Annotated in this window: 22 protein-coding genes; 12 read left to right on the top strand and 10 right to left on the bottom strand. The window is 71.9% G+C overall.

From position 1 onward, the window contains the following. Positions 1 to 140: 140 nt before the first annotated feature. Together AC4BGC_RS20180 and AC4BGC_RS20175 are read right to left on the bottom strand one after the other, a co-directional pair. Positions 141 to 998, bottom strand: a complete 858-nt coding sequence (locus AC4BGC_RS20180; RefSeq protein ID WP_490548659.1) for an inositol monophosphatase family protein — start codon at positions 996 to 998, stop codon at positions 141 to 143. Positions 999 to 1,001: 3 nt separating this feature from the next. Beyond that, positions 1,002 to 2,120 (bottom strand): ferrochelatase, encoded by a 1,119-nt coding sequence (locus AC4BGC_RS20175; protein ID WP_490557383.1) that lies wholly within the window; start codon positions 2,118 to 2,120, stop codon positions 1,002 to 1,004. An 85-nt stretch (positions 2,121 to 2,205) separates the two neighbouring features. Between AC4BGC_RS20175 and AC4BGC_RS20170 the strand changes: the two genes are divergently transcribed. Together AC4BGC_RS20170 and AC4BGC_RS20165 are read left to right on the top strand one after the other, a co-directional pair. Continuing rightward, complete coding sequence (locus tag AC4BGC_RS20170; protein ID WP_490557382.1) at positions 2,206 to 3,411, top strand: MFS transporter; 1,206 nt, start codon at positions 2,206 to 2,208, stop codon at positions 3,409 to 3,411. Between the two features lie 10 nt (positions 3,412 to 3,421). Then, on the top strand, positions 3,422 to 4,714 hold the full coding sequence (locus AC4BGC_RS20165; RefSeq protein ID WP_490557381.1) for a D-arabinono-1,4-lactone oxidase: 1,293 nt from the start codon (positions 3,422 to 3,424) through the stop codon (positions 4,712 to 4,714). A 61-nt stretch (positions 4,715 to 4,775) separates the two neighbouring features. Here AC4BGC_RS20165 and AC4BGC_RS20160 read toward each other — a convergent pair whose 3' ends face one another. Further along, positions 4,776 to 5,411 carry a trimeric intracellular cation channel family protein gene (locus AC4BGC_RS20160; RefSeq protein ID WP_490557380.1) on the bottom strand — a complete coding sequence of 212 codons (636 nt, stop codon included), beginning with the start codon at positions 5,409 to 5,411 and terminating at the stop codon, positions 4,776 to 4,778. A gap of 99 nt (positions 5,412 to 5,510) precedes the next feature. On the opposite strand from AC4BGC_RS20160, the gene sepH reads away from it, so the two are divergent. The 4 genes from sepH to AC4BGC_RS20140 all read left to right on the top strand — a co-directional run bounded on the left by sepH (position 5,511) and on the right by AC4BGC_RS20140 (position 9,743). Further along, positions 5,511 to 6,620: a septation protein SepH gene (gene sepH / locus AC4BGC_RS20155; protein WP_490557379.1), complete on the top strand. Its 1,110-nt coding sequence runs from the start codon at positions 5,511 to 5,513 to the stop codon at positions 6,618 to 6,620. 135 nt (positions 6,621 to 6,755) lie between these two features. Then, entirely contained in the window at positions 6,756 to 8,780 is a 2,025-nt protein-coding gene (locus tag AC4BGC_RS20150; protein ID WP_490557378.1) for an SDR family oxidoreductase, read from the top strand. Positions 8,781 to 8,884: 104 nt separating this feature from the next. Continuing rightward, the gene (locus tag AC4BGC_RS20145) at positions 8,885 to 9,334 is read left to right on the top strand and encodes a hypothetical protein (protein ID WP_490557377.1); all 450 of its coding nucleotides are present in this window, start codon (positions 8,885 to 8,887) and stop codon (positions 9,332 to 9,334) included. Positions 9,335 to 9,350: 16 nt separating this feature from the next. Then, complete coding sequence (locus tag AC4BGC_RS20140) at positions 9,351 to 9,743, top strand: DUF952 domain-containing protein (RefSeq protein WP_490557376.1); 393 nt, start codon at positions 9,351 to 9,353, stop codon at positions 9,741 to 9,743. Here AC4BGC_RS20140 and AC4BGC_RS20135 read toward each other — a convergent pair. Then, complete coding sequence (locus tag AC4BGC_RS20135; protein ID WP_490557374.1) at positions 9,703 to 10,536, bottom strand: sulfurtransferase; 834 nt, start codon at positions 10,534 to 10,536, stop codon at positions 9,703 to 9,705. The two genes, AC4BGC_RS20140 and AC4BGC_RS20135, sit on opposite strands and share 41 nt — an antisense overlap. A gap of 16 nt (positions 10,537 to 10,552) precedes the next feature. On the opposite strand from AC4BGC_RS20135, the gene AC4BGC_RS20130 reads away from it, so the two are divergent. After that, positions 10,553 to 11,200, top strand: a complete 648-nt coding sequence (locus tag AC4BGC_RS20130; protein ID WP_490548646.1) for a thymidine kinase — start codon at positions 10,553 to 10,555, stop codon at positions 11,198 to 11,200. 9 nt (positions 11,201 to 11,209) lie between these two features. Here AC4BGC_RS20130 and AC4BGC_RS20125 read toward each other — a convergent pair whose 3' ends face one another. The 3 genes from AC4BGC_RS20125 to AC4BGC_RS20115 form a co-directional block, all read right to left on the bottom strand. Next, entirely contained in the window at positions 11,210 to 12,349 is a 1,140-nt protein-coding gene (locus tag AC4BGC_RS20125) for an alkaline phosphatase family protein (protein WP_490557373.1), read from the bottom strand. A 2-nt stretch (positions 12,350 to 12,351) separates the two neighbouring features. Continuing rightward, entirely contained in the window at positions 12,352 to 12,942 is a 591-nt protein-coding gene (locus tag AC4BGC_RS20120; RefSeq protein ID WP_490548644.1) for a DUF5998 family protein, read from the bottom strand. Positions 12,943 to 13,012: 70 nt separating this feature from the next. Next, the gene (locus tag AC4BGC_RS20115; protein WP_490557371.1) at positions 13,013 to 15,727 is read right to left on the bottom strand and encodes a bifunctional acetate--CoA ligase family protein/GNAT family N-acetyltransferase; all 2,715 of its coding nucleotides are present in this window, start codon (positions 15,725 to 15,727) and stop codon (positions 13,013 to 13,015) included. Between the two features lie 75 nt (positions 15,728 to 15,802). Here AC4BGC_RS20115 and AC4BGC_RS20110 point away from each other — a divergent pair, with 75 nt between their 5' ends. From AC4BGC_RS20110 to AC4BGC_RS20095, 4 genes are all read left to right on the top strand, one after another. Then, entirely contained in the window at positions 15,803 to 18,295 is a 2,493-nt protein-coding gene (locus AC4BGC_RS20110) for a DNA gyrase/topoisomerase IV subunit A (protein WP_490548642.1), read from the top strand. Positions 18,296 to 18,299: 4 nt separating this feature from the next. Beyond that, positions 18,300 to 19,016 carry an LppX_LprAFG lipoprotein gene (locus tag AC4BGC_RS20105; RefSeq protein ID WP_490548641.1) on the top strand — a complete coding sequence of 239 codons (717 nt, stop codon included), beginning with the start codon at positions 18,300 to 18,302 and terminating at the stop codon, positions 19,014 to 19,016. Positions 19,017 to 19,029: 13 nt separating this feature from the next. Beyond that, positions 19,030 to 20,910, top strand: coding sequence for an MFS transporter (locus AC4BGC_RS20100; protein ID WP_490557370.1), 1,881 nt, complete (start codon positions 19,030 to 19,032; stop codon positions 20,908 to 20,910). Positions 20,911 to 21,007: 97 nt separating this feature from the next. Further along, positions 21,008 to 21,508 carry a beta-class carbonic anhydrase gene (locus AC4BGC_RS20095; protein WP_490548639.1) on the top strand — a complete coding sequence of 167 codons (501 nt, stop codon included), beginning with the start codon at positions 21,008 to 21,010 and terminating at the stop codon, positions 21,506 to 21,508. A 29-nt stretch (positions 21,509 to 21,537) separates the two neighbouring features. Here the strand turns inward: AC4BGC_RS20095 and AC4BGC_RS20090 are convergent, their stop codons facing one another. Then, positions 21,538 to 21,735, bottom strand: a complete 198-nt coding sequence (locus AC4BGC_RS20090) for a hypothetical protein (RefSeq protein WP_490557368.1) — start codon at positions 21,733 to 21,735, stop codon at positions 21,538 to 21,540. A 34-nt stretch (positions 21,736 to 21,769) separates the two neighbouring features. Here AC4BGC_RS20090 and AC4BGC_RS20085 point away from each other — a divergent pair, with 34 nt between their 5' ends. Further along, the gene (locus AC4BGC_RS20085) at positions 21,770 to 22,177 is read left to right on the top strand and encodes a PPOX class F420-dependent oxidoreductase (RefSeq protein WP_490548637.1); all 408 of its coding nucleotides are present in this window, start codon (positions 21,770 to 21,772) and stop codon (positions 22,175 to 22,177) included. Here the strand turns inward: AC4BGC_RS20085 and AC4BGC_RS20080 are convergent. Both AC4BGC_RS20080 and AC4BGC_RS20075 read right to left on the bottom strand, forming a co-directional pair. Further along, a complete protein-coding gene (locus AC4BGC_RS20080; RefSeq protein ID WP_490548636.1) occupies positions 22,140 to 22,688 on the bottom strand; it encodes a VanZ family protein in 549 nt (182 codons plus the stop codon). The genes AC4BGC_RS20085 and AC4BGC_RS20080 overlap by 38 nt on opposite strands. 5 nt (positions 22,689 to 22,693) lie before the next feature. Then, positions 22,694 to 24,751 (bottom strand): DNA gyrase/topoisomerase IV subunit B, encoded by a 2,058-nt coding sequence (locus tag AC4BGC_RS20075; RefSeq protein WP_490557602.1) that lies wholly within the window; start codon positions 24,749 to 24,751, stop codon positions 22,694 to 22,696. Between the last annotated feature and the right edge of the window lie 330 nt (positions 24,752 to 25,081).

Here is a 25,081-nt window from a genome sequence, read left to right as displayed (position 1 = left end):
GCGGCGCAGATTGTGCACCACACCGGGTTGATTGTGCACATGAGCGCAACCCCGTGCTGACAACAGACACTCGAACGAGGCGTGAACACCGGGCGAACACTTCTTGTTCCCGGTCCGGCCGATCGCCGACCAGCCGCAGGTCAGACCACGGTCGGGCCCCCCGACGGCTGTGGATCCGGCTCCCCGACGGGGAAGCCACAGGCGCCCACGAGCGTGAGGAACGTCTCCCAGCCGGCCGCGGGAGCGCACACCAGCAGGCGCGCGGTCGGGTTCACCAGGGGTGCCGGCCATACCTCGAGGACGGCGCCGGCCTCGCGCGCCACGAGCCCTCCCGCGGCGTAGTCCCACAGGTGCGGACCCTCCTCCACGTAGCCGTCACACTCCCCCGACGCGACCGCGCACAGGTCTAGTGCACAGGAGCCGTTGCGACGGATGTCGCGCACCTGCGGCAGCATCCGGGCCACCGACTTGCCCTGTCTGGCCCGGACGGCGGCCTCATAGCTGAACCCGGTGGCCACCAGCGTCTGGTCCAGGGGCGGGGTGTCCCCGACCCGGACGGGTACGCCGTTGCGGGTGGCTCCCCCACCGAGCGTGGCGGCGTACTCCAGACCGGTGGCCGGGCCGAGCACCACGCCCGCCACGACCACGCCGGCCACCTCCGCGGCGATCGACACGGCGTACTCCGGCCTGCCGTAGAGGTAGTTCACGGTGCCGTCGATGGGATCGACGATCCACCTGACGCCCGAGCTGCTGGGGACGTCCTCGCCCTCCTCCCCCACGAAGCCGTCACCGGGCCGCGGGCCGAGCAGCCGGTCCCGGATGAGCTCCTCGCTCGCGCGGTCGGCCAGGGTCACCACGTCGGCCACGCTCGACTTCGTCGCGGCCACGTCCACTCCGCCCGCGCGCATCCCGGCGACCAGCTCGCCGGCCTCGCGGGCAGCGGCGGTCGCCAGCGCGAGCAGGTCCGAGCTCGACGGCACAGCCGGCCCCCCACTCATCGCCTAGTCCTGTCCGCAGAGCGCGGGCCGGTCGCCACGGGGGTTGGGGCAGCACCGGGCCGGGCAGACGTCCCAGGACGGGTCGGACCCGACGGCCGCGCGCACGGGGTGCTCCCCGCGCTCCACGGCGGCTCGCTCCAGCAGCAGGTCGCGCACCATCGCCACGAACCTCGGGTCGAGACCTGCGGTCGCGGCCCGGGCGAAGGGCAGCCCGATCTCGTCGGCGGTCGCCGCCGCCTCGGTGTCGAGGTCGTAGACGACCTCCATGTGGTCGGAGACGAAGCCGATCGGCACCACCACCACGCCCGGGACCTCGCGTCCGCGCAGCGAGCGCAGGTGGTCGTTGACGTCGGGCTCGAGCCACGGGACGTTCGGGGGGCCCGACCGTGAGCAGAACACCAGCTCGGAGGGGTACCGGTGGCCGGTCTCCTCGCGCACCCGCTCGATGATCTCGGCTGCCACGACCCGGTGCTGGGCGACGTAGGCACCGCCCAGAGGTCCGCTGGTCTCGTTCATCGCCAGCGGGATGGAGTGGGTCACGAACGCGATGTGCCCACCCCTGCGGGCCTCCTCGGGCAGGTCCGCCAGCGCGGCCAGGGTGGCGTCGACCATCGGCTCGATGAAGCCCGGGTGGTTGAAGTAGTGGCGCAGCCGGTCGATCCGCGGCGCCCCCGGCACCTCGGCCACCGCCGCGGCGAGGTTCTCGCGGTACTGCCGGCACCCGCTGTAGGAGGAGTAGGCGCTCGTGACCAGGGCCGCCGCGCGGGTCACACCGTCCCGGGCCATCTGCTCCAGCGTGTCGCGCAGGAAGGGGTCCCAGTTCCGGTTGCCCCAGTAGACGGGGAGGGTCACGTCGTTGACCTCGAGGTCGCTCTGGATCGCGTCCACCAGGTCGCGGTTCTGGTCGTTGATCGGGCTGCGCCCACCGAAGGCGAAGTAGTGCTCCCCGACCTCCTCGAGGCGGGCGTCGGGGATGTCCTTGCCGGCCGTCACGTTGCGCAGGAACGGCAGCACGTCGTCGGGCTTCTCGGGTCCACCGAAGGAGACGAGGAGCACTGCGTCGTAGGGACGGGGGTCGCGCGGACCCGTAGGACGGCCCTCGGCAGAGGTGTCGTTGCTCATGGGACCAGCGTAGGAGCAGTGGCGTGAGAGCCCCCTGCGGCAGTCCGCCTCGGGGCCGTCCGGCAGGCCTTCCTATCGTTGCGGGGTGCTCGACTCCTACCGCCGCGTGTTCGCCCGCCCCGGGGCCCTCGCGTTCTCCGCCACCGGGCTCGTGGCACGACTGCCGATGTCGATGATGACCCTCGGGATCGTGCTGCTCGTCAGCACGCTGGCCGGCTCCTACGCCCTCGCCGGCCAGGTCGCGGCGGCGTACGTCATCGGCAACGCGGGCTTCGCCGTCCCGCACGGGAGGCTGGCGGACCGGTTCGGCCAGGGCCGGGTGCTGTACGTCGACTCGCTCGTCTTCGCGCTGTCCAGCGGGCTGATGATCAGGTCGATCACCGACGGCTGGGACACCCCGTGGCCGCACCTGCTCGCAGCCCTCGCCGGGGCCTCGATGCCGCAGATCGGCACGATGGTGCGAGGGCGCTGGGCGCACCTGCTCGAGGTGGACAGCCAGCGGCACACCGCCTTCGCCGTGGAGAGCGTCGCCGACGAGGTCGTCTTCGTCAGCGGGCCCGCGCTGGTCACGTTCCTGTCCACGACGCTGGCCCCGCAGTCCGGGCTCGTGGTCGCAGTGGTGGCCGGCACGCTGGGCTCCCTGGGGCTCGCGGTCCAGCGGCGGACCGAGCCGCCGGCGCACCCGCGGCGCCCCGGTGTCGTCCGCCGGCCGATGCCCTGGGGGCTCCTGATCCCACTGACCGTGGGCGCGGTCGCCCTCGGCAGCCTGTTCGGGGCGCTGGAGGTGGGCTCGGTCGCCTTCGCCGAGGACGCCGGGCGCAAGTCGTTCTCCGGGCTGATGCTCGGGGCCTTCTCCCTGGGCAGCCTGATCGCGGGAGTGGTCGCCGGCGCCATCATGTGGCAGCGCGGCCCCCTGGTGCGGGCCCGCGCCGGGATGGGGATCCTGGCGGTCGGCACGGTCTCGCTGCCGTTCCTGCCGGGTCTGGTCGTGGTCACGGTGGCGCTCTTCGTCACCGGGCTCGCCCTGGCTCCCACCCTGATCGCGCTGTTCTCGGTGATCGAGGCCTCCGTCCCGCGCGAGCGCCTCAACGAGGCGATGGGGGTGGTCCAGACGGGCATGAGCGCGGGGATCGCCCCGGGAGCCTGGCTCGCGGGAGTGGTGGCCGACGACCGCGGCGGCTCCGCGGCGTACTGGGTGTGCACGGTCTCCGCGGGCCTGGCGGCACTCGCCGGGCTCGCGGTCCGCGCCCCCGGGCAGGTCGGGCAGCGGGTCCTCTCCCCGGAGGACTAGCCTGCCCTGCATGCCCTCATGGACCAACTGGGCGGGCACCGCCACCGGCCACCCGGCCAGGGAGCTGAGCCCGCACGACGCCGGCGACGTGGTCGACGCCGTGGTCACCGCACGCCGCGAACGCCTCACGGTCAAGATGCCCGGCACCGGTCACTCGTTCACCGACATCGCGGTGACCGACGGGGTGCTGCTGCACCCGAGCGGGCTCAGCGGCATCGTCGCGGTCGACCGCGACGCCATGACGGTCACCGCCCTCGCCGGAACCCCCCTGCACGAGCTGAACGCCGGGCTCGCCCGGCTCGGCCTGTCCCTGCACAACATGGGCGACATCGAGGAGCAGACGCTGGCGGGCGCCATCTCCACCGGAACCCACGGCACCGGTGGCCTGGTCGCCTCCCTCGGCTCCCAGGTGTGCGGGCTGGAGCTCGTCGCCGGTGACGGCACCCTGATCAGCGCCACCGAGCTGGAGAACCCCGACGTCCTCGACGTCGGCCGGGTCGGCCTCGGCGCCCTGGGCGTGCTCACCTCCATCACGATGCGGGTGGAGCCGCTGTTCGTCCTCGAGGCCCACGAGGGCCCGATCGGCTGGGAGCAGGCGATCGCGGAGTTCGACGAGCTCGTCGCCGAGAACCACCACTTCGAGATGTACTGGTTCCCGCACACGGACCGGTTGCTCGCCAAGCGCAACAACCGCACGCTCGACGACGCCGAGCCGCTCAGTCGCCTGCGCACCTGGATCGACGACGACCTGATGGCGAACCACGCGTTCGGCTGGCTGAACCGCCTCGGCAACGTGCGCCCGGGCCTGATCCCCCGGCTCAACGGACTGGCCGCGCGGGCGCTGGGCACCCGTCGGTACAGCGACGTGCCCCACAAGGTGTTCACCTCCCGGCGGGGCGTGCCCTTTCGCGAGATGGAGTACGCCGTGCCGCGCGAGGTGGGCCTGGACGTGCTCACCGAGGTCCGCGCCCTGATCGAGCGGCGGGGCTGGCGGATCAGCTTCCCGGTGGAGATCCGCACCTCGCCCGGCGAGGACCACCCGCTCTCGGCCGCCTACGGCCGGGACTCGATGTACCTCGCGTTCCACACCAACGTCCAGACCGACCACCACGAGTACTTCGGCGGCGTCGAGGAGGTGCTCCGCGCCCACGACGGCCGTCCGCACTGGGGCAAGCTGCACACGCGCACCGCCGAGGACCTGGCGCCGGCCTACCCGCGCTGGCAGGAGTTCCAGGACCTGCGGAACCGCCTCGACCCGGAGCGGGTCTTCACCAACGCCTACCTCGACCGGGTCCTGGGCTAGACGCTGGCCCTGGACGCTGGCCCTGGACGCTGGCCCTGGACGCTGGCCCTAGACGCTGGCCCTAGACGCTGGCAGAGCCCCGCGGCAGCGGCGCCCGCCAGTCCCGCCACAGGGCCAGCACCCGCAGGCCGAAGCAGAGGATCACCCCGGGGATCGCCACCAGGCCCTCTGGGAGGCCCCACCCCTGGGCGAGCACGGCCCACGTCGCCCCGACCAGTGCCGGGGTCGCGTAGAGCTCGCTGGAGAACACCACCGGGACCCGGCCCGCGAGCAGGTCGCGTGCCATCCCGCCCCCGATGCCGGTGACCATCCCCATCAACGCCGAGGGCACCGGTCCCAGTCCGTACTCGAGGGCCTTCAGTGCCCCGGTGACGCAGAACAGCCCCAGTCCCGCGGCGTCGAAGATGTTCACGACGCGCTCGGCCCGACCGACCGCCGGGTGGAAGACGAAGGTGATCAGCCCGGCAGCGACCGGCACCATCAGGTAGCGCCAGTCGGTGAGTGCAGCCGGCGGCGTGGCGGCGATCAGCACGTCTCGCAGGAAGCCGCCACCGAGCCCGGTCGTGCCGGCCAGGACCAGGACACCGAAGACGTCGAACTGCTTGCGCACGGCGACCAGGGCGCCGGAGATCGCGAACACGAAGATGCCGCTGAGGTCGAGCACCAGCAGGAAGGTGCTCGGGTTCGGTTCGGCCATGGCTCAACACTAGGATGGGTCGGCGCGTCGCCCTGCTCAGGCGTGGACCGGGCTGAAGTAGGCTCGGGGCCGCAGGTGTGATGCGAAGGAGCAGCGAGCATGCAGGACCTCACCCCGGTGGGGCTCAGTCAGAACGGCAGGCGACTGCTGCTGGTGAGCCCGACGGGCGAGGAGTTCGCGGTCCCCGTGGACGCCCGGCTACGCGCCGTACTGCGTGGCGAGAACGCACGACTCGGCCAGTTGGAGATGAAGATGGAAAGCGCACTGCGCCCTCGCGACATCCAGGCCCGCATCCGGGCGGGCGAGTCACCCGAGGAGGTCGCCGCGGCCGCGCAGACGTCCGTGGAGGCCATCATGGGCTTCGCCACCCCCGTGCTGGCGGAGCGGGCCCACGTCGCCCAGACCGCGCTCAAGGCCTCGGTCCGCCGCCGCTCCGGGGAGTCCTCCTCCGGGGGCCGCACCCTCGGGGAGGCCGCTGCGATGTTCTTCAGCGACCACGGCCTGCACGACGAGGACGTGGAGTGGGACGCCTGGCGTCGCCCCGACGGCCGCTGGGCGCTGGTGGCGACGTACGCCGTCCGCGGCACCCCGCGCACCGCGGAGTTCACCCATGACATGCCGGGGCGCTACGTGGTCGCGCAGAACCAGGAGGCGCTCGTGCTCACCGGCGAGGTGCGCGAGACCGAGGCCCCGGCCACTCCCGGGCAGCCGGACGGCGACCGCGCCGGCAGCATCCGCCGGCTGAGCTCAGTGCCGTCCCAGGACGAGCTGCCGCTCGGCGACGACGCCATCGAGCTGGTCAGGGACCGGCAGCCCGACCCGGAGCCGGCCACTGCCGACTCCCCCGATGTCGAGACCGGGTCCGAGGCCGGCTCCGAAACCGGCGACCGGACCGCTGACCCGGCTGCCGCCGCGGACGCCGACTGGCTCGCGCAGGACCGCCCCGCCGTTCCCCAGGCGGCGGGCCAGACGCTCTCGGAGCACCAGCGCGACGCCGGACCCGGCGGCGAGCCCGACCTCCAGCCGATCCCGGAGATCGAGGACCACCTCAACGAGAACGGGGCGCTGGACCCGGTCGAGGTCGAGGAGCCCGTGGCCGACGTACCGCCGACCCCGCCTCCGGCGCCCGCACCGGCGCCGAAGAAGAAGAGCCGTTCCTCGGTCCCGTCGTGGGACGAGATCATGTTCGGCGGCGGCAAGAACGACTGACCGACCCGGGGCCCCGGCCCCGGACGAGGGGTGCCGGCAGGTCGGCATCTGGTCGATGATGGTGACCCGGCGCGCTCGGGCGAGTTGAATGACCTCAGTCAACCTCCTCGACCCCTGAGAGCGGTGCATCTCACCATGGCCTACTTCGTCACCGGTGCGACCGGGTTCCTCGGTCGGCACCTGGTCCAGGAACTGCTCGACCACCGCGACGGCGAGGTCTTCGCGCTGTGCCGGGAGGGATCGCTCCCCCGGCTGGAGGCGATGATCGAGGAGTGGGGCGCAGCCGGTCTCGACGCCGACCGGGTCGTGCCCGTCATCGGCGACCTCGGTGAGCCCGGCCTGGGGGTGAGCCACCAGTGGGTCACCGCGCACGCGGACGAGATCGACCACTTCTTCCACCTCGCCGCCATCTACGACATGACCGCCTCGGAGGACCTGAACGAGACGATGAACGTCGGTGGCACCCGCAACGCCATCGACCTCGCCGCCCGCCTCGAGGTGTCCTGCCTGCACCACGTCTCCTCGGTGGCCGTCTCGGGCGACTACCGCGGCGTGTTCGACGAGACGATGTTCGACGAGGGCCAGCGGCTGCCCTCGGCGTACCACCGCACCAAGTTCGAGTCCGAGCGGATCGTGCGCGAGGAGGCCGGCGTCCCCTGGCGGATCTACCGGCCGGCGATCGTGGTCGGCCACTCCGAGACCGGGGCGATGGACAAGATCGACGGGCCCTACTACTTCTTCCCGCTGCTCAAGCGGCTGCGCGACAACGTGCCCGCCTGGCTTCCTCTCGTCGGCGTCGACCTCGGCGACACCAACGTGGTCCCGGTGGACTACGTCGCCCGGGCGATGGACCACCTCGCGCACGAGCGCGGGCTCGACGGGCAGGCCTTCCACCTCGTCAACCCCGACCCGATCGGGACCGTCGACCTGGTGAACACGCTGGCGGCCGCCGCCAAGGCCCCGCGGTTCGCGGTGCCGGTCGACCGCAGCGTCACCTCGATCCTGCCCACCGAGCTCCTCCCCCGGGCGCTGCGGCCGGCCAACCTCGTCGCGGCCGCGCTGCGGACACCGGCGCTGCACCTCGCGCTGAGCCAGACCATCGGTCGCCTCGGCATTCCTCCCGAGGTGCTCGAGCACGTCTCCTTCCCCTCGGTCTACGCCACCCGCTCCACGGACAAGGCGCTGGCCGGCTCCGGGATCGAGGTGCCCGCCCTGGACTCCTACGCCTCGACGCTGTGGTCCTACTGGGAGGAGATGCTCGACGACTCGATCAGGAGCGACTCCTCGGCGGTCCGCGAGCTCGCCGGGAAGGTCGTGGTGATCACCGGCGCCTCCTCCGGCATCGGGCTGGTCACCGCGGTGCAGATCGCCAAGGCCGGGGGCATCCCGATCCTGGTCGCCCGTGGGCGGGACAAGCTGGAGTCGACCCGGCGGCTGATCGAGGCCCAGGGCGGGACGGCGTACAGCTACCCCTGCGACCTCTCCGACCTCGACGCCATCGACGCCCTGACCAAGCAGCTCGACGAGGACTTCGAGCACATCGACTACGTGGTCAACAACGCCGGGCGTTCCATCCGGCGCTCGCTGCGACTGAGCGAGGACCGCTTCCACGACTTCGAGCGCACCATGCAGCTCAACTACTTCGGGGCGGTCCGCCTGGTCCTCGGCATCCTGCCCAAGATGCGCGAGCAGCGGTCGGGCCACGTGGTCAACGTGTCCTCGATTGGCGTCCTCACCAGCCCACCGCGGTTCTCGGCGTACGTCGCCTCCAAGGCCGCCCTGGACGCGTGGAGCAACGTGGTCTCCAGCGAGCTGATCAGCGACGGCGTGTCCTTCACCAGCATCCACATGCCGCTGGTCCGCACGCCGATGATCGCCCCGACCAAGATGTACGACAAGTTCCCCGCGATCACCCCGGCGCAGGCCGCGGCCAAGGTGATCCGGGCCCTGGTCGAACGGCCCCACGAGATCAACACCCTCACCGGCAACCTCGGCGCCCTCGGGCACACGCTGGCCCCCCGGACTGCCTTCCGGATCCTGCACGTGGCCTACCAGGTGTTCCCGGACTCCACGGCCGCCCGCGGCGACGACGACGCCCGCACCGAGCGCGTCAGTGTCCAGCGTGCGCTCGCCCGCGCGTTCCGCGGCGTCCACTGGTAGCCTCCATCTCGTGCTGAACCTGTGTTGTCGCTGCCGCTGACACCAGCCTGCGGGCTGGTGCGTCCCCCGGACCCCGACAGCCCCGACACAGGATCGATCTCCCCATGCCACCGATGAACTTCGGCACCTGGACCCGAGCGCTCGGCGCGCGCGGCTACGAGGTGCTCGCCCCCAGCCACGCCGTCCCCGTCTCCCTGTGGCTGCGTAGCCGGCCCGGCACCGACCGGGTGCTGCACTTCGACGCCCGCGGCACCCGGCTCCGCCTGGTCGCCTACCGGCCCTCGGACCTGACCACCCTGCTCCTGCGCGCGGAGTGCGACTGCGAGTCCCACCGGCAGGCCGGGGCGGCCGGGCGGTTGGTGCTCAACCCCGGGGCGGTGCCGCTGGAGACCCACGAGCTCGACGGCGCCGTGGTCTTCGGTTGGCGCGGCCACGAGGCCGCGCTGCTCTCCCTGGAGGAGACCGCCGGGCTCTTCGAGAGCCTGCTCGCGCGGCTCAGTCCGCTCGGGGACGTGTCGGGCAACGTCCCGGGGGAACTCGCAGCCACGGCCTGAGTGCCACGATGTGCAGATGCGGATCTTCCACCTTGCCACCGTGGCCGACTGGGAGGCCGCGCGGCGCTCAGGTGCCTACACCACCTCGACCCGCGGGGTCAGCCTGGCGCAGCAGGGATTCCTGCACGCCGCACGGGTGGACCAGGTGGCCGGCGTGTTCGACCGCTACTACCGCGACGCCGGCGAGCCGCTGGTCCTGCTGAGCATCGACACCGACCTGCTCGGCGTGCCGTGGCAGGAGGACCCCGTGGGCGACGACACGTTCCCCCACATCTACGGCCCGCTGTCACCCGACGCGGTCGTCGCGGTGCAGCCCCTCGACCAGGACGGCGACCCGGACGGCGACCCGGGCTCCGACCACCAGGGCCTCAGGCCTCGCCCGTTGCCACCGGCCGGTCCGGGTCGGTGACCCACTCGCTCCACGAACCCGGGTAGAGCGCGGCCTCGAGGCCGGCCACCGCCATCGCGAGCACGTCGTGGGCAGCGGTCACGCCCGAGCCGCAGTACGCCGCGACCTCGCGGCCCTGCGCCACGGCGTAGTGCCCGACCAGCTCCTCGCGGCTGCGGAACCGCCCGTCGGGACGCAGGTTGCGACTCGTCGGGACGTTGACCGCCCCGGGGATGTGGCCGGCCACCGGGTCGACCGGCTCCACCTCGCCCCGGAAGCGTTCCGGCTCGCGTGCGTCGAGGAGCACGTGGTCGTGGGAGAAGGCCAGGACCTCGTCGGTCTCCAGCACCGGCAGCTGTCCGGGCCGTGCGACGAAGTCGCCGGGGGCCGGGTGCACGGACTCGGTGGAGACCGGCTGACCTGCCTCCACCCAGGCGCTCCAGCCGCCGTCCAGGACGCGCACGTCGGGATGGCCCGCCCAGCGCAGCAGCCACCAGCACCTCGCCGCGGCCCGGCCGGCCCAGTCGTCGTACACCACGACCGGGCGGTGCCCGCTCACCCCGGCCGCACGCATCGCCTCGGCGAAGGCCTCCGGGTCGGGCAGCGGGTGCCGCCCGCCCGTCCCGGGTGGTCCGGCCAGCACCCCGTCCAGGTCGACGTACGCCGCGCCGGGGACGTGGCCACGGGCGTACTCCTCGGCCCCGGGAGGCCCGCCCATCCGGTAGCGGACGTCGAGCACGGTGCACGAGCCTGCGGCGACCACGGCTGCGAGGGCTTCGACGTCGATCAGCGGCTGGCTCCGGGATGCGTGCATGGCATGATCCTCCCCGATGGCTGAACTCCAATTCTTCACCGGCACGATGGACTCCGGGAAGAGCACGCTCGCGCTGCAGACGAACCACAACCATGCCGCCCGGGGCCGGATCGGCCGGATCTTCACCACCCACGACCGTGCGGGCTCGGCCCGGATCTCCTCCCGGCTCGGCCTGACCCACGACGCCCTCGAGGTCGACGAGGACTTCGACTTCTGGCGCTACGTCGTCGACGAGCTCACCCACGGCGCCAGGATCGACTACCTGATCTGCGACGAGGCCCAGTTCTACACCGGCGCGCAGGTCGACCAGCTCGCCAAGATCGTCGACGAGCTGCAGCTCGACGTGTTCGCCTTCGGGATCCTCTCCGACTTCCGCACCCAGCTCTTCGAGGGGTCCCGGCGCCTGGTCGAGCTCGCCGACCGGATGAACGTGCTCCAGGTCGAGGCGCTGTGCTGGTGCGGCAAGCGAGCCACCCACAACGCCCGGACGGCCGACGGCGAGATGGTCACCGAGGGCGAGGTCATCGTCGTGGGTGACGTCGAGGGAGAGGTGCCGGCGGAGATCTCCTACGAGGTCCTCTGCAGGGCCCATCACCGCCGCCGGATGACGGCCTCACGGGCCAGGGCGATCTCGATGATCGCCGAGCCGCTCCCGTTCTCCTAGAGGGCTCCGTCAGCCGACGAGGATCGGGATGTGCATCTCGCGCGGTGTCAGGGAGCCGTGCAGGCCCACGAGCGTCATCTCGTAGGGGAAGTCCGCGGAGCTCATCAGGGCCCAGTCGTCGCGGGCGGCCACGACCACGTCGCCGAGGCGCAGGCGCACCCGCGAGTCCACCTCGCCGAACCAGCCGCGCTCGATCGCCTCGTCTCGGGTGAGCACCGTCGCCCGGTCGCCCAGGGTCTCCCGCCACGCGTCGGCGACGGCGGGCACCGCACCGCCGCGGCAGTACACGTGCCGGAACCTGGCCTCGCCACCGAGCAGGGTGACCCCGTCGCGCAGCTGCGCGAACCCGTCGATGTCGACGTGGCGATCCGCCGGGGAGTCGATCATCCCGTGGTCGGCCACCACCACCAGCCGCACCTCGTCGGGCAGCTCGTCGCGCAGCTCCTGGACGTCCTCGTCGATGTCGCGCAGCTGCGCACGCCAGCGCTGGGAGTCCACCCCCGCACGGTGGCCGTGCCAGTCGAGGTCACCGTCGTAGACGTAGGTCACCGAGGGGCGTCGCGCAGCTCCCGCGACGGCTCCCGCGACCCGCTCGGCCACGTCGTCGGCGCCGACGTACTCCGCGCCGCGCTGGCCGCACCGGGTCAGTCCCGAGCCGGCGAACTCGCGCTTGCTGACCACGCTCGTGTGCACCCCGGCCGCCTCGAGCCGCGTGAAGGCGGTGGCGTTGGGCTGCCACTGCAGCGGGTCGACCGGCTGGTCCCAGAACAGCGAGTTCAGCAGCGCGCCGGTCTCGGGCACCCGTGAGCTGAACCCGACCAGCCCGTGCTGGCCCGGCGCGAGCGCCGTGCCAAGGGAGGTCAGCGAGGTGGCCGTCGTCGACGGGACGCCGCAGGTGGCCGGCGGCTCCCCCAGCAAGGAGTGCAGGTACGGCGCCTGGACCCGGTGCTCGGCCAGCAGGTCGTGGCCGAGCCCGTCCACCAGCATCACGACGTACGCCGGCGCCGGGGGCAGCCGCAGCGAGGACTCGTGGAAGCCGACGTCGACGCCGAGGGCACGGGCGACCGCGGGCAGCACGTCGCCGAGGGTGCGACCCGCCAGGTCGCCGGAGTAGGCCGGCTCTACGAAGTCCGGCAGGGCTGGCCGCACCGTCAGGTCTGCGTGCGGGCGGAGAGGCTCTCGGCGAAGACGAGGAGGTCGTCGACGGCACCCTGGCCGTCCGCTGCCGAGCTGACCCGCAGCGAGAAGTCGTCGGAGACCACCATGCCGGTGTAGCCGTGGTCCGCGTCGCACTCGGGATCCGCGCAGGCGGCGGGCTCGAGGTCGATCCGGTTGATGCCGCCCCAGCCGATGGTGAGCACGGCCTCGCTGGGAGTGGGCTCACCGCCACCGGCGAAGGTCGCCGGGTTCGCCACCATCCGGTTCACCACGATCGAGCGCACCGAGCTCAGCTGGATCGCCTCGGTGGAGGTGGAGGTGTAGGGCTCGGGCAGCAGGTCGTCAGGAGCGTGCTCGTCGGTGTGGCACAGGATCAGCCGGGTCCCGGTGAGCACGACGACCGTGATGTGCCGGCGCACCTCGTCCCGGTCGATGGTGGGCTCGTGGTGGACGAGGTAGGAGGTGACGTTCTCGCCGGCGACGGCCGACCGGACTCCGGCGGCGACGACCTGCGGGTAGTAGCCGGTCTTCTCGATCGCCATCACGAGGTCGGAGAAGCGGTCGCTGGGGGGTGCTTGACGCATGACCGCAGTCTGTCACGCGTTCCGGCCCAGCCGCCCGCCGCTGCACGCGCACGGTGCACGGCGAGGCCGCTCAGCGGGGCAGCGAGTCGTCGAGCGGGTCGGTGAGCCGGCGTACGAACAGGTCCGAGCGGGGCTCGAGCATCGCGTCCACCCGGCCCGCGGCCTGCAGCACGGTCACCCCGTCGGCGGTGGCGTGCACGAGTCCCAGGTCGATCTGGCTGACCTGGGGCAGGTCGATCTTCAGCTGCGCCACCCGGCGGAGCAGGTCCTCCACCGCGGGCACGTCGACCTGCTCGCTCCCCCGGTAGCCGAACAGCAGCGGCGCCGCCTTGATGGACCGCACCGTCTCGGCGGCGTCGAGCCCGCTGATCGGCGGGATCCGGAACGCCCGGTCGCCGACGAGCTCGGTCAGCGCGCCGGAGACACCGAAGGAGACGGCCGGGCCGAAGAGCGGGTCCTCGAGGCCACGGACGGCGACGGGGACGCCGGGCGCGGCGGTGCGCTGCACGACGAACCCGGCGTCGGTGGGGTCGGCGATGATCGCGCTCAGCGAGTGCCAGGCGTCGCGCATCTCCTGCGCGTCGTGGATGTTGCGCCACACGTGGGCCTGGTCGGGACGCTGCCGCAGCCGGTCGGCGGTCGCCTTGAGCACGACGTCCCAGCCGAGGTCCCCGGCGGCCTCGATCGCCTCCTCGACGGTCCCGACGTGGCGTCGCTCCCACAGGTCGATCCCGTAGTTGCCGAGCAGGTCGCGCAGCTCGGCCTCGGAGAGCTCGTGTCCCTCGGGGTGGTCGATCAGGAGTCCGTTCACCTGTCGCTTGGCGGCGTCGAGCTCGATGTCCTCCAGGACACCCACCTCGTCGTCGTGGCGGCCGAGCCAGGCGGCGTAGTCCACCACCCGGGCCAGGGCGCGCACCGCGGCCTCGACCGCGGGGTACGACGGGACCGAACCGCGGCCGGCGGTGTGGCCCGAGACGTCGGGGACCCGCAGCAGCTCGGGCACCCCCTCACGTCCGAGGAAGGAGGAGACCAGGGGCTTGTCCGACTGCTCGCCGACGGCCGCGAGCACGTTCGCCACCTCCTCGCCGCCCGCGTCCAGGGGCGGGATGTAGACCGCCACCACGGCGTCCACGTGCCCGTCGTCGATCGCGGCGTCGAGGGCGTCCTCGAAGTCCTCCGCCGTCGCGTCGGCCCCGAGCGCCGTGGCGCTGGTGACCGTGAGCCCGCTGGCGGCGGCCGCGTCGACTGCGAGGAGCCCGAGGGCGTCGGAGTTGCCGACGATCGCGACCCGGGGGCCGGTCGGCAGCGGCTGGTGGGCGAGCAGCTGGGCGACGTCGAACATCTCGTCGAGGGTGTCCACCTGGATGATCCCCGCCTGGCGGAACATGGCGTCCACGGCCTCGGGCGGCGCGGCGATCTGGCGTACGGCGTGGCCCATCGGCACGCCCTGGGTGCTGCGCCCGGAGCGGACCGCGATGATCGGCTTGGAACGGGAGACGCGGCGGGCGATTCGGGAGAACTTGCGCGGGTTACCGATGGACTCCAGGTAGAGCAGGATGACCTCGGTCGCTGCGTCCTCCTCCCAGTACTGCAGCAGGTCGTTGCCGGAGACGTCGGCGCGGTTGCCCGCGCTGACGAAGGTGGAGAGCCCCAGGCCACGCCCGCGCACCTTCTCGAGGATCGCCGAGCCCAGCGCACCGGACTGGCAGAAGAAGCCCGCCCTCCCGCGCGGTGGCATCAGCGGCGCCAGCGATGCGTTCAGCGAGACCTCGGAGGCGGTGTTGATCACCCCGAGGCAGTTGGGCCCGATCAGGCGCAGCCCGTAGGAGCGCGCGAGGCCGACCAGCTTGCGCTGGCGGTGGCGCCCCTCCTCGCCGGTCTCCGCGAAGCCGCTGGAGATCACGATCAGCCCGTGGACGCCCTTGGCGGCGCAGTCGAGGACGACGTCCTGCACGGCTTCGGCCGGCACGGCCACGATCGCGACCTCGACCTCGCCGGGGATGTCGCTGACGCTGGCGTACGCCGGCATGCCGGCCACGGCGTCCGCAGCGGGGTTCACCACGTAGACCCGGCCGGAGTAGTCCCCGAGCACCAGGTTGCGCACCAGCAGCGCGCCGATCGTGTCGCTGCGCCGCGAGGCCCCGATGACGGCCACGCTGCGGGCGTTGAGGAAGGCCGCGATGGACGCCGCCTCGGAACGGTGCTCGCGCGCGGCGAGCACGCCGATCGAGGTCTCGGTGGGGTCGATGTCGAACTCGAGGTGCATCACCCCCTCGTCCCAGCCGCCCTTGACGACGTACCCCTGCTCCCGGAAGACCTGGATCATCCGGCGGTTGTCGGGCAGCACCTCGGCGACGAACCTGCCCACGCCCCGCTCGCGCCCGGCCTGGGCGAGGTGCTCGAGGAGCAGCTGCGCGATGCCGCGGCCCTGGTGGGCGTCCTGCACCAGGAAGGCGACCTCGGCGCGTCCCTCCTCGACCACGTCGTAGCGCCCGACCGCGATGATCTTCTGCGCAACCGTCATCACGAACGCGACCCGGTCGCGGTAGTCCACGTGGGTGAACCGCTCGACGTCGCGGTCGGAGAGCCTGGGCATCGGCGCGAAGAACCGGAAGTACTTCGACTGGTCGGAGACCTGCGCGTAGAACTCCACGAGCCCCTCGGCGTCCTCGGGCACGATCGGGCGCAGGTGGGCGGTGCGCCCGTCCCGGAGCAGGACGTCGGCCTCCCAGTGCTCGGGATAGTCCCGGGGGGAGGGGGCTGGGTCGACGCCCGTCGCGGTCACGAGTGAAATGTACCGTCCGCGCCCCTACGGCGTGCCCCCTGATCGATCACCGGCGCCGGTTGGGAGAATCCCCCCATGGCCCGTCGTACCGCACCACCTCCCCCGGAGGACTTCGAGGAACACATCGTCGACATCGACGTCGGCGACGAGATGCGCACCAGCTTCCTGGAATACGCCTACTCGGTCATCTACTCGCGGGCCCTGCCGGACGCACGCGACGGGCTCAAGCCCGTGCAGCGCCGGATCCTGCACGCCATGCACGAGATGGGGCTACGTCCCGAGCGCGGCCACGTGAAGTCCTCCCGCGTCGTCGGTGAGGTGATGGGCCGGTTCCACCCCCACGGAGACGGCGCCATCTACGAGGCACTGGTCCGGATGTCGCAGTCGTTCTCGATGCGGCTGCCCACCGTCGACGGCCACGGCAACTTCGGCTCGCCCGACGACCCGCCCGCCGCGATGCGGTACACCGAGGCGCGGATGGCTCCCGCCGCGGTCGCGATGACCGCGACCATCGACGAGGACACCGTCGACTTCCGGCCCAACTACGACGGCCGCGAGATCGAGCCCTCGGTGCTCCCCTCCGCCGTGCCGCACCTCGTGGTCAACGGCGCCACCGGCATCGCGGTGGGCATGGCCACCAACATCGCACCGCACAACCTGATCGAGGTCGTGCAGGCGCTGCGCCACCTGGTCAAGCACCCGAAGGCCGACCTCGACGCACTGATGCGGTTCATCCCCGGCCCCGACCTGCCCACGGGCGGGAAGATCATCGGGCTGGACGGGATCCGGGACGCCTACGAGACGGGTCGCGGCACCTTCCGGATGCGCGCCACCACCCGGATCGAGTCGGTCACCCCGCGCCGCAAGGGCATCGTGGTGACCGAGCTGCCCTACGGCGTCGGCACCGAGCGCGTGATCGCGGCGATCAAGAAGCTCGTCCAGGCCAAGAAGCTCCAGGGCATCTCCGACGTCAAGGACCTCACCGACCGCTCCCACGGCCTGCGCCTGGTGATCGAGGTCAAAAACGGGTTCCACCCCGAGGCCCTGCTCGAGCAGCTGTTCAAGAGCACCGCGATGGAGGACTCCTTCGGCATCAACGCGGTCGCCCTGGTCGACGGCCAGCCCCGCACTCTCGGCCTGAAGGAGATGCTGGAGGTCTTCCTCGAGCACCGCTTCGACGTGGTCCGGCGCCGCTCGCGCTTCCGGCGCGGCAAGGCGGCCGACCGGCTGCACCTTGTCGACGGCCTGCTCGTCGCGATCATCGACATCGACGAGGTCATCCAGCTGATCCGCAGCAGCGACAACACCGAGATGGCCCGCAACCGGTTGATGGACGTCTTCGACCTCACCGAGACCCAGACCAACTACATCCTCGAGATGCCGCTGCGCCGGCTGACCAAGTTCTCCCGGATCGAGCTCGACAAGGAGCACGCGGAGCTGCTCGCCACGATCGCCGCCCTCGACGAGATCCTCGGCGACGAGAGCCGGCTGCGCAGCGTCGTGTCCGACGAGCTCGCCGAGGTCGCCAAGACGTTCGGCACCCCGCGGCGTACGGTCCTGCTGGAGTCCTCGGGGCAGACCGCCACCGCCTCGGCCACGCCGCTGGAGGTGGCCGACGACCCCTGCTACGTGTTCCTGTCCTCCTCCGGCCTGCTCGCGCGTACGACGACCCTCGACCCGCCCGGGGACGAGGGGGGCCGGGCCCGTCACGACGTGATCGTCTCCGCGGTCGCCTCCACCGCCCGCGGCGAGGTCGGGGTGCTCACCTCGGCCGGCCGGGTCGTCAAGCTCGGCGTGCTCGACCTGCCGACCCTGCCCAGCACCGCCCACCACCCCAACCTCGCGGGCGGGGCGCCGGTCGGGGAGTTCCTGACCCTCGAGGGCGAGCGCGTGCTGGGACTGACCAGCTTCGATCCCGACTCCCCCGGGCTCGCGCTCGGCACCAGGCTCGGCGTGGTCAAGCGGGTCAACCCGGAGTACCTCTCCGCACGCGACGACTGGGACGTGATCTCCCTCAAGGAGGGCGACGAGGTCGTCGGGGCCGTGGAGCTGCGCACGGGGCAGGAGAGCCTCTGCTTCATCACCAGCGACGCCCAGCTGCTGCACTTCGGGGCCGACCAGGTGCGTCCGCAGGGCCGCTCCGGCGGCGGCGTCGCCGGCGTGAAGCTGGGCGCCGGTGCCCACGTCACCTCGTTCACGGCACTGGACCCCGAGGACGCGGTCGTGGTCACGGTCTCGGGCGCGTCCTCCGCGCTGCCGGGCACCGAGGCGGGCTCGGTGAAGGTCGCACCGTTCACGGAGTACCCGCCCAAGGGCCGGGCCACCGGGGGCGTGCGCTGCCACCGGTTCCTCAAGGGCGAGGACGAGCTGGTCTTCGCCTGGGCGGGACAGTCCCCGGCCCTCGCGGCCGCCGACAGCGGCGCCCCCGTGGAGCTGCCCGACCCGGTCGGACGACGCGACGGTTCGGGCCTGCCGGGCAGCCAGCCGATCGTCGCCTGCGCCAGCCCGGTCGCGGCCGTCCTTCCGGCCGGTCCGGGTCCGGACGCGACTGCCGACGTGGCAGGGTGACCCCATGATCGGACCCCGACGCACTCGCGCCCTCTCCCTGCTCGCCCTCGCCCTGGTGGCACCCGTGCTGGCGACCGGTTGCGGCGGCGACGAGGCGGCGAAGAAGGCGGAGAAGTCGCCGACCGAGGTGATGGAGACGGCCAAGGGCAAGTTCGACGACGCCAGCAGCGTGCGCATCGCGCTGTCCACGGAGTCGACCCCCTCGGCCGGCAACGGCGTCCTCGGCGCCACCGGCGACATCGCCCACCCCGCGGCGTTCGAGGGCGACGTGAAGGTGGTCCTCAGCGGGCTCACCGCCACCGTCCCGATCACCTCGGTGGACGGGGAGGTCCACGCCAAGCTGCCCCTGCAGACGAAGTACTCCGTGATCGACCCCGCCGAGTACGGCGCCCCCGACCCGGCCCAGTTCGCGGACCCCGAGCAGGGCCTCTCCGCGCTGCTCACCCAGCTCGAAGGGCTGAAGAAGGGCGAGAAGAAGCGCAACGCGGACACGATCGTGACCACCTACACCGGCACCCTGCCCGGTGCGGCGGTCAAGCGGATCATCCCCAGCGCCGTCACCAAGGAGAGCTACGACACCAGCGTCGGCGTGGACGACAAGGGCTACGCGACGACCGTGAAGGTGACCGGACCGTTCTTCTCCGGCGGCGGCGACGTGACCTACGACGTCAAGCTCACCGACTACGACAAGGGCGTCAAGATCACCGCTCCCACGAGCTGATCGGCCGACCCCTGTGACGACCTCACGCCCCGGCCGCAGGCGGTCGAGCAGCGAACGCGCTGAGCGGGCGGTCGAGCCCCAGGAGGGCGCCACGGGGCCCTCCCGCTCCGCGAGGGTGCTGCTCGCCCTGGCTGCGGTCGCGGTCGCGTTCGCCGCGGCGGACACCTACGTCGTCGTCCTCTCCCTCCCCGACATGATGGGCTCGGTCGGCCTCAGCGTGGACGAGCTCCAGCGGGCCGCCCCGATCGTCAGCGGCTTCCTGCTCGGCTACGTCGCGATGCTCCCGCTGATCGGCCGCATCGCCGACCTCCGTGGCCGGACCCCGGTCCTCGTCGCGGCGCTGGTGGTGTTCGCCTTCGGCTCGCTGGTCACCGCAGCGGCGTACGACCTCGGCAGCCTGGTGGCCGGCCGATTCCTGCAAGGGGTCGGGGGCGGCGGACTCGTCCCGGTCACCCTCGCCCTGGTGGCCGACCTCTACCCCGCGAACCGTCGCGGCATCCCCCTCGGCATCGTCGGCGCCGTCCAGGAGCTCGGCAGCGTCATCGGCCCCCTGTACGGCGCCGTCGTGCTCTCCTTCGGCACCTGGCGCGACATCTTCTGGATCAACCTCGCCGTCGGCCTCGTCCTCGCCGCGGCCATCGTGACCATCACAAGCACGGGTAATCCCGGTCGTTCGGCAGGTCGGCACGCCGGTGAGGACCTGCCGAACGGCCGGGACCATCCGAGGTGGCGGCACATCGACTGGATCGGCCTGATCCTGCTGGTCCTGGGACTGGCCGTGATGCTGCTGGTGATGTGGCAGCCGGGCAGCCTGGTGTCCTCGGTGGAGCTGGGTGGGCCGTTCGTGCCGTTCACCAGCGGGGCCTCGATCTGGTGGTCGCCGATCGGGCTGGTGGCGATGGGCCTCGGGGTGGCCCTGGTGGCGCGGCTCGTGCTGGCCCGCAGCCCCCTGGTGGACCTGCCCGACTGGTGGCGGTCGGTGCGCGAGGCCGACCTGGTCGGCGCCGGGCTGCTCTCGCTCGCGCTGGGCGGGATCATCCTGGCCTTCGCCACCGCCGACCCCGAGGTGCAGGTTTTCTCCCCCGCGGGCCCGTGGTACCTCGCCCTCGCCGCGGTCTCCATCGTCCTGTTCGCCCTGCACAACCGCCGCTCACCCGCGCCGCTGATCCCGCACGGGGCGTTCGCGCAGCGGCCTGCGTGGGGGGCGGTACTGGTGAGCTTCTTCGTCGGCGCCGCCCTGATCGCCGCGCTGGTGGACATCCCGATCTTCGCCCGGCTCACCGTCGCCGACGGCTCCCAGATCAAGGCGGCGCTGGTGCTCGTGGAGTTCCTGGTGGCGCTCCCGGTCGGCGCCATCCTCGGCGGCGCCCTGACCCGCCGGGTCTCCGCAGGCGTGCTGACCGCGGCCGGGATGCTCCTGGCCGCCGCCGGGTTCTGGCTGATGGCCGGGTGGGGCCTGGAGTCCCTGGACCACCTGTCCTCCTCCGCGGTGCTCGCGACGACCGGCCTCGGCTTCGGCCTCGCGCTGGCCCCGGTGAACGCGGCCCTGCTGGCGAGCACCGAGGACAGCGTCCACGGCGTCGCCAGCGCCCTGCTCGTGGTCTCCCGGATGGTCGGCATGCTGGTCGGCATCTCCGCGCTCACCACGATCGGCCTGCGCCGCTACTACGCCGTACAGGTCGACATCCCCTCCCCCAACGACGTGTGCTCCGACGGCAAGACCCGGTGCGCGGAGTACACCCGGATGCTCGAGGTGGCCGGCATCGAGCAGCTCCAGGCGATCTTCCTCGGCGCCGCCATGTGCGCCGTGATCGCCGCTGCTGCGGCCATCTGGTGCTTCCGCGGCGCGAACACCCGTCAGGTCCGATCCTCCGGCCTGACCCCCACCCTGTGAGCCGTACGCCGTCGACCGGTCACCGCTCCCGGGCAGCCGGCCGCCCGGTGTTGAACGTCACGTCCTCAGGGGCTTCACAAGGGACTAGGTTCCTCCTGTGACCAGCAACGACTTCGAGGACCTGCTCGCCGCCAACCGCACCTTCGCGGACACCTTCGACCTGGCCGGGTTCGACGGTGTCGCCCACGCCGGGATCGCGATCGTCACCTGCATGGACTCCCGCATCTCGCCGCTGGGCATGCTCGGACTCGTGCCCGGCGACGCCAAGATCTTCCGCAACCCCGGTGGCCGCGTGACGCCGCAGGCCCTGGAGGCGCTCGTGCTGGGCGTCCACCTGCTCAAGGTCGAGCGCATCCTGGTGGTTCCGCACACCAGGTGCGCGATGGCCAGCTCCACCCTCGATGAGATCCGCGCCAAGGTCACCGAGTCCGCCGGCCAGGACGCGTCCTGGCAGAACTTCGGCGTCGTCGAGGACCAGCTGGAGGCGTTGCGCGACGACGTGCACAAGGTCCGCGCGCACCCGCTGATCCCGGAGCGGGTCGCGGTCGGCGGCTTCCTCTACGACGTCGACAGCGGCCTGCTCGAACAGCTCGCCTGAGGGTCGACGCCCAGCCACGGGTGACTGGCTCAGTGCCCGTCCGGCTGGCCCGGTGCGAACGGCCACTCCTCGAAGTGCCGGCACCGGCCGTCGTCGGCCGGCTCCGCCCACGGGGAGGCGAGGTAGGACGCGTCCTCGGTGAACAGCGCGGACAGCGCCTCGGTCCCCGGCGTCCGCCACAGCTCCTCGTAGCGCGTCAGCCAGCGGCGTACGTCGTCACGCTCCATGGGAAAGATCCTGCCCGAGCGTCACAATGGCGTCATGGACCTGGACCAGGCACGTGACTTCGTGCGCACTCACCACCACGCCGTGCTGGCGACCCGCAGCCCCGACCGCGTCCACCAGAGCCCTGTCCTGGTGGGGGTCGACGCCGAGGGGCGGTTGACGGTCAGCAGCCGGGAGACGGCGTACAAGACCAGGCAGCTGCGTGCCGACCCCTGGGTGCAGCTGTGCGTGATCCCGGACGGCTTCTTCGGCGAGTGGATCTACGTGGAGGGCGAGGCGGAGGTGCTCTCGCTCCCGGAGGCGATGGAGCCGCTGGTGGACTACTACCGCGGCATCAGCGGCGAGGCCGAGGACTGGGACGACTACCGGGCCGCCATGGAGCGTGATCGCCGCGTCATCCTCCGGATCACCCCGACCCGCGCCGGTCCCGACCGCCAGGGCTGAGCGCCGCGACCACCCGTCCCAGGACCGCGCCCACCAGAGCGCCCGCGGCGTTGCGCGTCATGTCACCGGCCTGGCACGCGCCGATGTCCAGCGCCGCCTGCGCGAGCTCCGCACCCAGGCTCAGTGCCAGCGCACCCAGCACGACGGGCCAGATGCGGCGCAGGGCCCACGCGGCGAAGAAGCCCGCCGGCATCAGGAGCAGCACGTTCAGCACCTGCTCGGCGTTGGTCGGCTCCAGCGCCCAGGCCCAGTCGCACGTGGGACTGCGGCGCAGGTCGACCCCTCGCCGGGCCAGGGTCAGCGCGGGGAACAGCGCCAGCGCCAGCGCGGCCGCCACGGCGACGCAGGTGCGGCCACCGCGCCAGCGGGCCCGCCAGGTGGCCACCAGGGTGAGCGCCACCAGCCCGAGCGCGGAGACGACGTAGCCCAGCTGCACCGAGCGTCGCCCCAGCAGCAGCGTGAGCAGCCCCCAGACCTGGTCCCAGGCGGCGGTGAGCGTCTCGTTGTCCACGCGCGTCAGGCGTCGATGGCGTCCGCGTCAACCTCGTAGGCGCCCGCCACGATGAAGTCCTTGCGCGGCGCCACCTCGGCACCCATCAGCAGCTCGAAGACCTCGGCGGCCTGCGCCGCGTCGTCCGCGGTGATCCGGCGCAGGGTGCGGTGGCGCGGGTCCATCGTGGTCTCGGCCAGCTGGTCGGCGTCCATCTCACCGAGACCCTTGTAGCGCTGCACGGGGTCCTTCCAGCGCACGCCCTTCTTGGTCAGCTCCGCGAGCTTTCGCTGCAGCTCGGGGTCGGAGTAGGTGTAGACGTACTTGTCCATCCCCTTCTTGGGGTTGGTCAGCTCGATCCGGTGCAGCGGCGGCACGGCGGTGAACAGCCGGCCGGCCGTCACCAGCTCGGGCATGTACTTGAAGAACAACGTGGCCAGCAGGCAACGGATGTGCGCGCCGTCGGAGTCGGCGTCGGCCATGAAGATCACTCGGCCGTAACGCGCCTGCTCGAGGTCGAAGGTGCGCCCGGAGCCGGCACCGACGACCTGGATGATCGAGGCGCACTCGGCGTTCTTGAGCATGTCGGCCACCGTGGCCTTCTGCACGTTCAGGATCTTGCCGCGGATCGGCAGCAGTGCCTGGAACTCAGAGTTGCGGGCCAGCTTGGCCGTGCCCAGCGCGGAGTCCCCCTCGACGATGAACAGCTCGGATCGCTCCACGTCGGTGGACCGGCAGTCGGCCAGCTTGGCCGGGAGCGCCGAGGACTCCAGCGCGTTCTTGCGGCGCTGGGTGTCGCGGTGCTGACGAGCGGCCAGGCGGGTCTTGGCGGCACCGGCCACCTTCTCCATCACCAGCTTGGACTGGGCCTTCTCGGCCCGCTTGGTGGAGGTGAGGAAGTTCTTCAGCTCGGCCGCCACCACCTTGCGTACGACGGCGCGCGCCGCCGGTGTACCGAGCACCTCCTTGGTCTGCCCCTCGAACTGCGGCTCGGCCAGACGCACGGTGACCACGGCCGTGAGGCCCTCGAGGACGTCGTCCTTGACCACGTCGGTGTCGTTGGCCTTGAGCACCCGGCTGTTGCGCATCACGTCGTTGAACGTCTTGGTCATCGCGGCCTCGAACCCGGCCACGTGCGTGCCGCCCTTGGGCGTCGCGATCACGTTGACGAAGGAGCGCAGCTCGGTCTCGTAGCCGGTCCCCCAGCGCAACGCGACGTCGACCCCGAGCTCGCGCTCCACGTCCTGGGGCGTCATGTGGCCCTTGGCGTCGAGCAGCGGGACGGTCTCGGTGAACACGTCGGAACCCTGGAGGCGCAGTACCTCGGTCACCGGCTCGTCGTGGCTGAGGTACTCGCAGAACTCGGCAATGCCGCCGGCGTGGTGGAACGACTCCGTCACGGGCTCCTCGCCGCGCAGGTCGGTGAGGGTCAGCTCGAGACCGGGCACGATGAAGGAGGTCTGTCGGGCCCGGGTGACCAGCTCGTCCCAGGTGAAGGTGGCGTCCTTGGTGAAGATCTGGCGGTCCGGCCAGAACCGGACGCGGGTGCCGGTCACGCCCTTCTTCACCCGAGCACCCTTGTGCAGCCCCGACTGGGGTGCGAAGTCGGTGCCCGGGCCCTCGCCGGAGAACACGCCGGGCACGCCCCGCTGGAAGGACATCGTCTGGGTCGCCGGCGGCCGGTCCACCTCGACGTCGAGTCGCGCCGAGAGGGCGTTCACGACCGAGGAGCCCACGCCGTGCAGCCCACCGGTGGCGGCGTACGAACCGCCGCCGAACTTGCCGCCCGCGTGCAGCTTGGTGAAGACCACCTCGACTCCGGAGAGCCCGGTCTTGGGCTCCTTGTCGACGGGGATGCCACGGGCGTTGTCACGGACCTCCGCGGAGCCGTCGGGGTGCAGGAACACCCGGATGTGGTCGCCGTGCCCGCCGAGGGCCTCGTCGACCGCGTTGTCGATGATCTCCCACAGGCAATGCATCAGCCCCCGGGTGTCGGTCGACCCGATGTACATGCCCGGCCGCTTGCGCACCGCCTCGAGACCCTCGAGGACGAGCAGGTGCTGGGCGTTGTAGGTGTTGTCGATTGGTCTACCTCTGGCTCTGGACGCGGCATGGCTGGCCCCACGGCTGCGGTGGGGAGCAGGTCCGAATCTACCGACCGCCGGGTGCCGCTCATCCACCGACGCGCCACCGTGGTTCGCGACACGCTCGGACACGATTCGGCAACGTTCCTCAATGCGGGCCTTGTGCGGTGTGCTGAACTAGAAAGAACGGGTACGCACACAACGAGTTGGTCCGTTTCGCCACGTTCGAGAACACGGCGCGTCAGACTCGACTCAGCGTGTGAGGAGCGCCACCACCGTCTCAACGAGGAGGTGCGCTTCCAGCAGGAAGTATCCAGCGTGGTTGACTGT

It is taken from the genome of Nocardioides sp. Z38_18 (assembly GCF_058215695.1).
The sequence above is the reverse complement of the archived record's forward strand: the minus strand, read 5'-3'. Positions and strand labels throughout refer to the sequence as shown.

Coding starts and splice junctions, on each gene's coding strand:
- AC4BGC_RS20180 (WP_490548659.1), bottom strand. CDS start 998: ATGAGTGGGGGGCCGGCTGTGCCGTCGAGCTCGGACCTGCTCGCGCTG.
- AC4BGC_RS20175 (WP_490557383.1), bottom strand. CDS start 2,120: ATGAGCAACGACACCTCTGCCGAGGGCCGTCCTACGGGTCCGCGCGAC.
- AC4BGC_RS20165 (WP_490557381.1), top strand. CDS start 3,422: ATGCCCTCATGGACCAACTGGGCGGGCACCGCCACCGGCCACCCGGCC.
- AC4BGC_RS20160 (WP_490557380.1), bottom strand. CDS start 5,411: ATGGCCGAACCGAACCCGAGCACCTTCCTGCTGGTGCTCGACCTCAGC.
- sepH (WP_490557379.1), top strand. CDS start 5,511: ATGCAGGACCTCACCCCGGTGGGGCTCAGTCAGAACGGCAGGCGACTG.
- AC4BGC_RS20150 (WP_490557378.1), top strand. CDS start 6,756: ATGGCCTACTTCGTCACCGGTGCGACCGGGTTCCTCGGTCGGCACCTG.
- AC4BGC_RS20145 (WP_490557377.1), top strand. CDS start 8,885: ATGCCACCGATGAACTTCGGCACCTGGACCCGAGCGCTCGGCGCGCGC.
- AC4BGC_RS20140 (WP_490557376.1), top strand. CDS start 9,351: ATGCGGATCTTCCACCTTGCCACCGTGGCCGACTGGGAGGCCGCGCGG.
- AC4BGC_RS20135 (WP_490557374.1), bottom strand. CDS start 10,536: ATGCACGCATCCCGGAGCCAGCCGCTGATCGACGTCGAAGCCCTCGCA.
- AC4BGC_RS20130 (WP_490548646.1), top strand. CDS start 10,553: ATGGCTGAACTCCAATTCTTCACCGGCACGATGGACTCCGGGAAGAGC.
- AC4BGC_RS20120 (WP_490548644.1), bottom strand. CDS start 12,942: ATGCGTCAAGCACCCCCCAGCGACCGCTTCTCCGACCTCGTGATGGCG.
- AC4BGC_RS20110 (WP_490548642.1), top strand. CDS start 15,803: ATGGCCCGTCGTACCGCACCACCTCCCCCGGAGGACTTCGAGGAACAC.
- AC4BGC_RS20105 (WP_490548641.1), top strand. CDS start 18,300: ATGATCGGACCCCGACGCACTCGCGCCCTCTCCCTGCTCGCCCTCGCC.
- AC4BGC_RS20090 (WP_490557368.1), bottom strand. CDS start 21,735: ATGGAGCGTGACGACGTACGCCGCTGGCTGACGCGCTACGAGGAGCTG.
- AC4BGC_RS20085 (WP_490548637.1), top strand. CDS start 21,770: ATGGACCTGGACCAGGCACGTGACTTCGTGCGCACTCACCACCACGCC.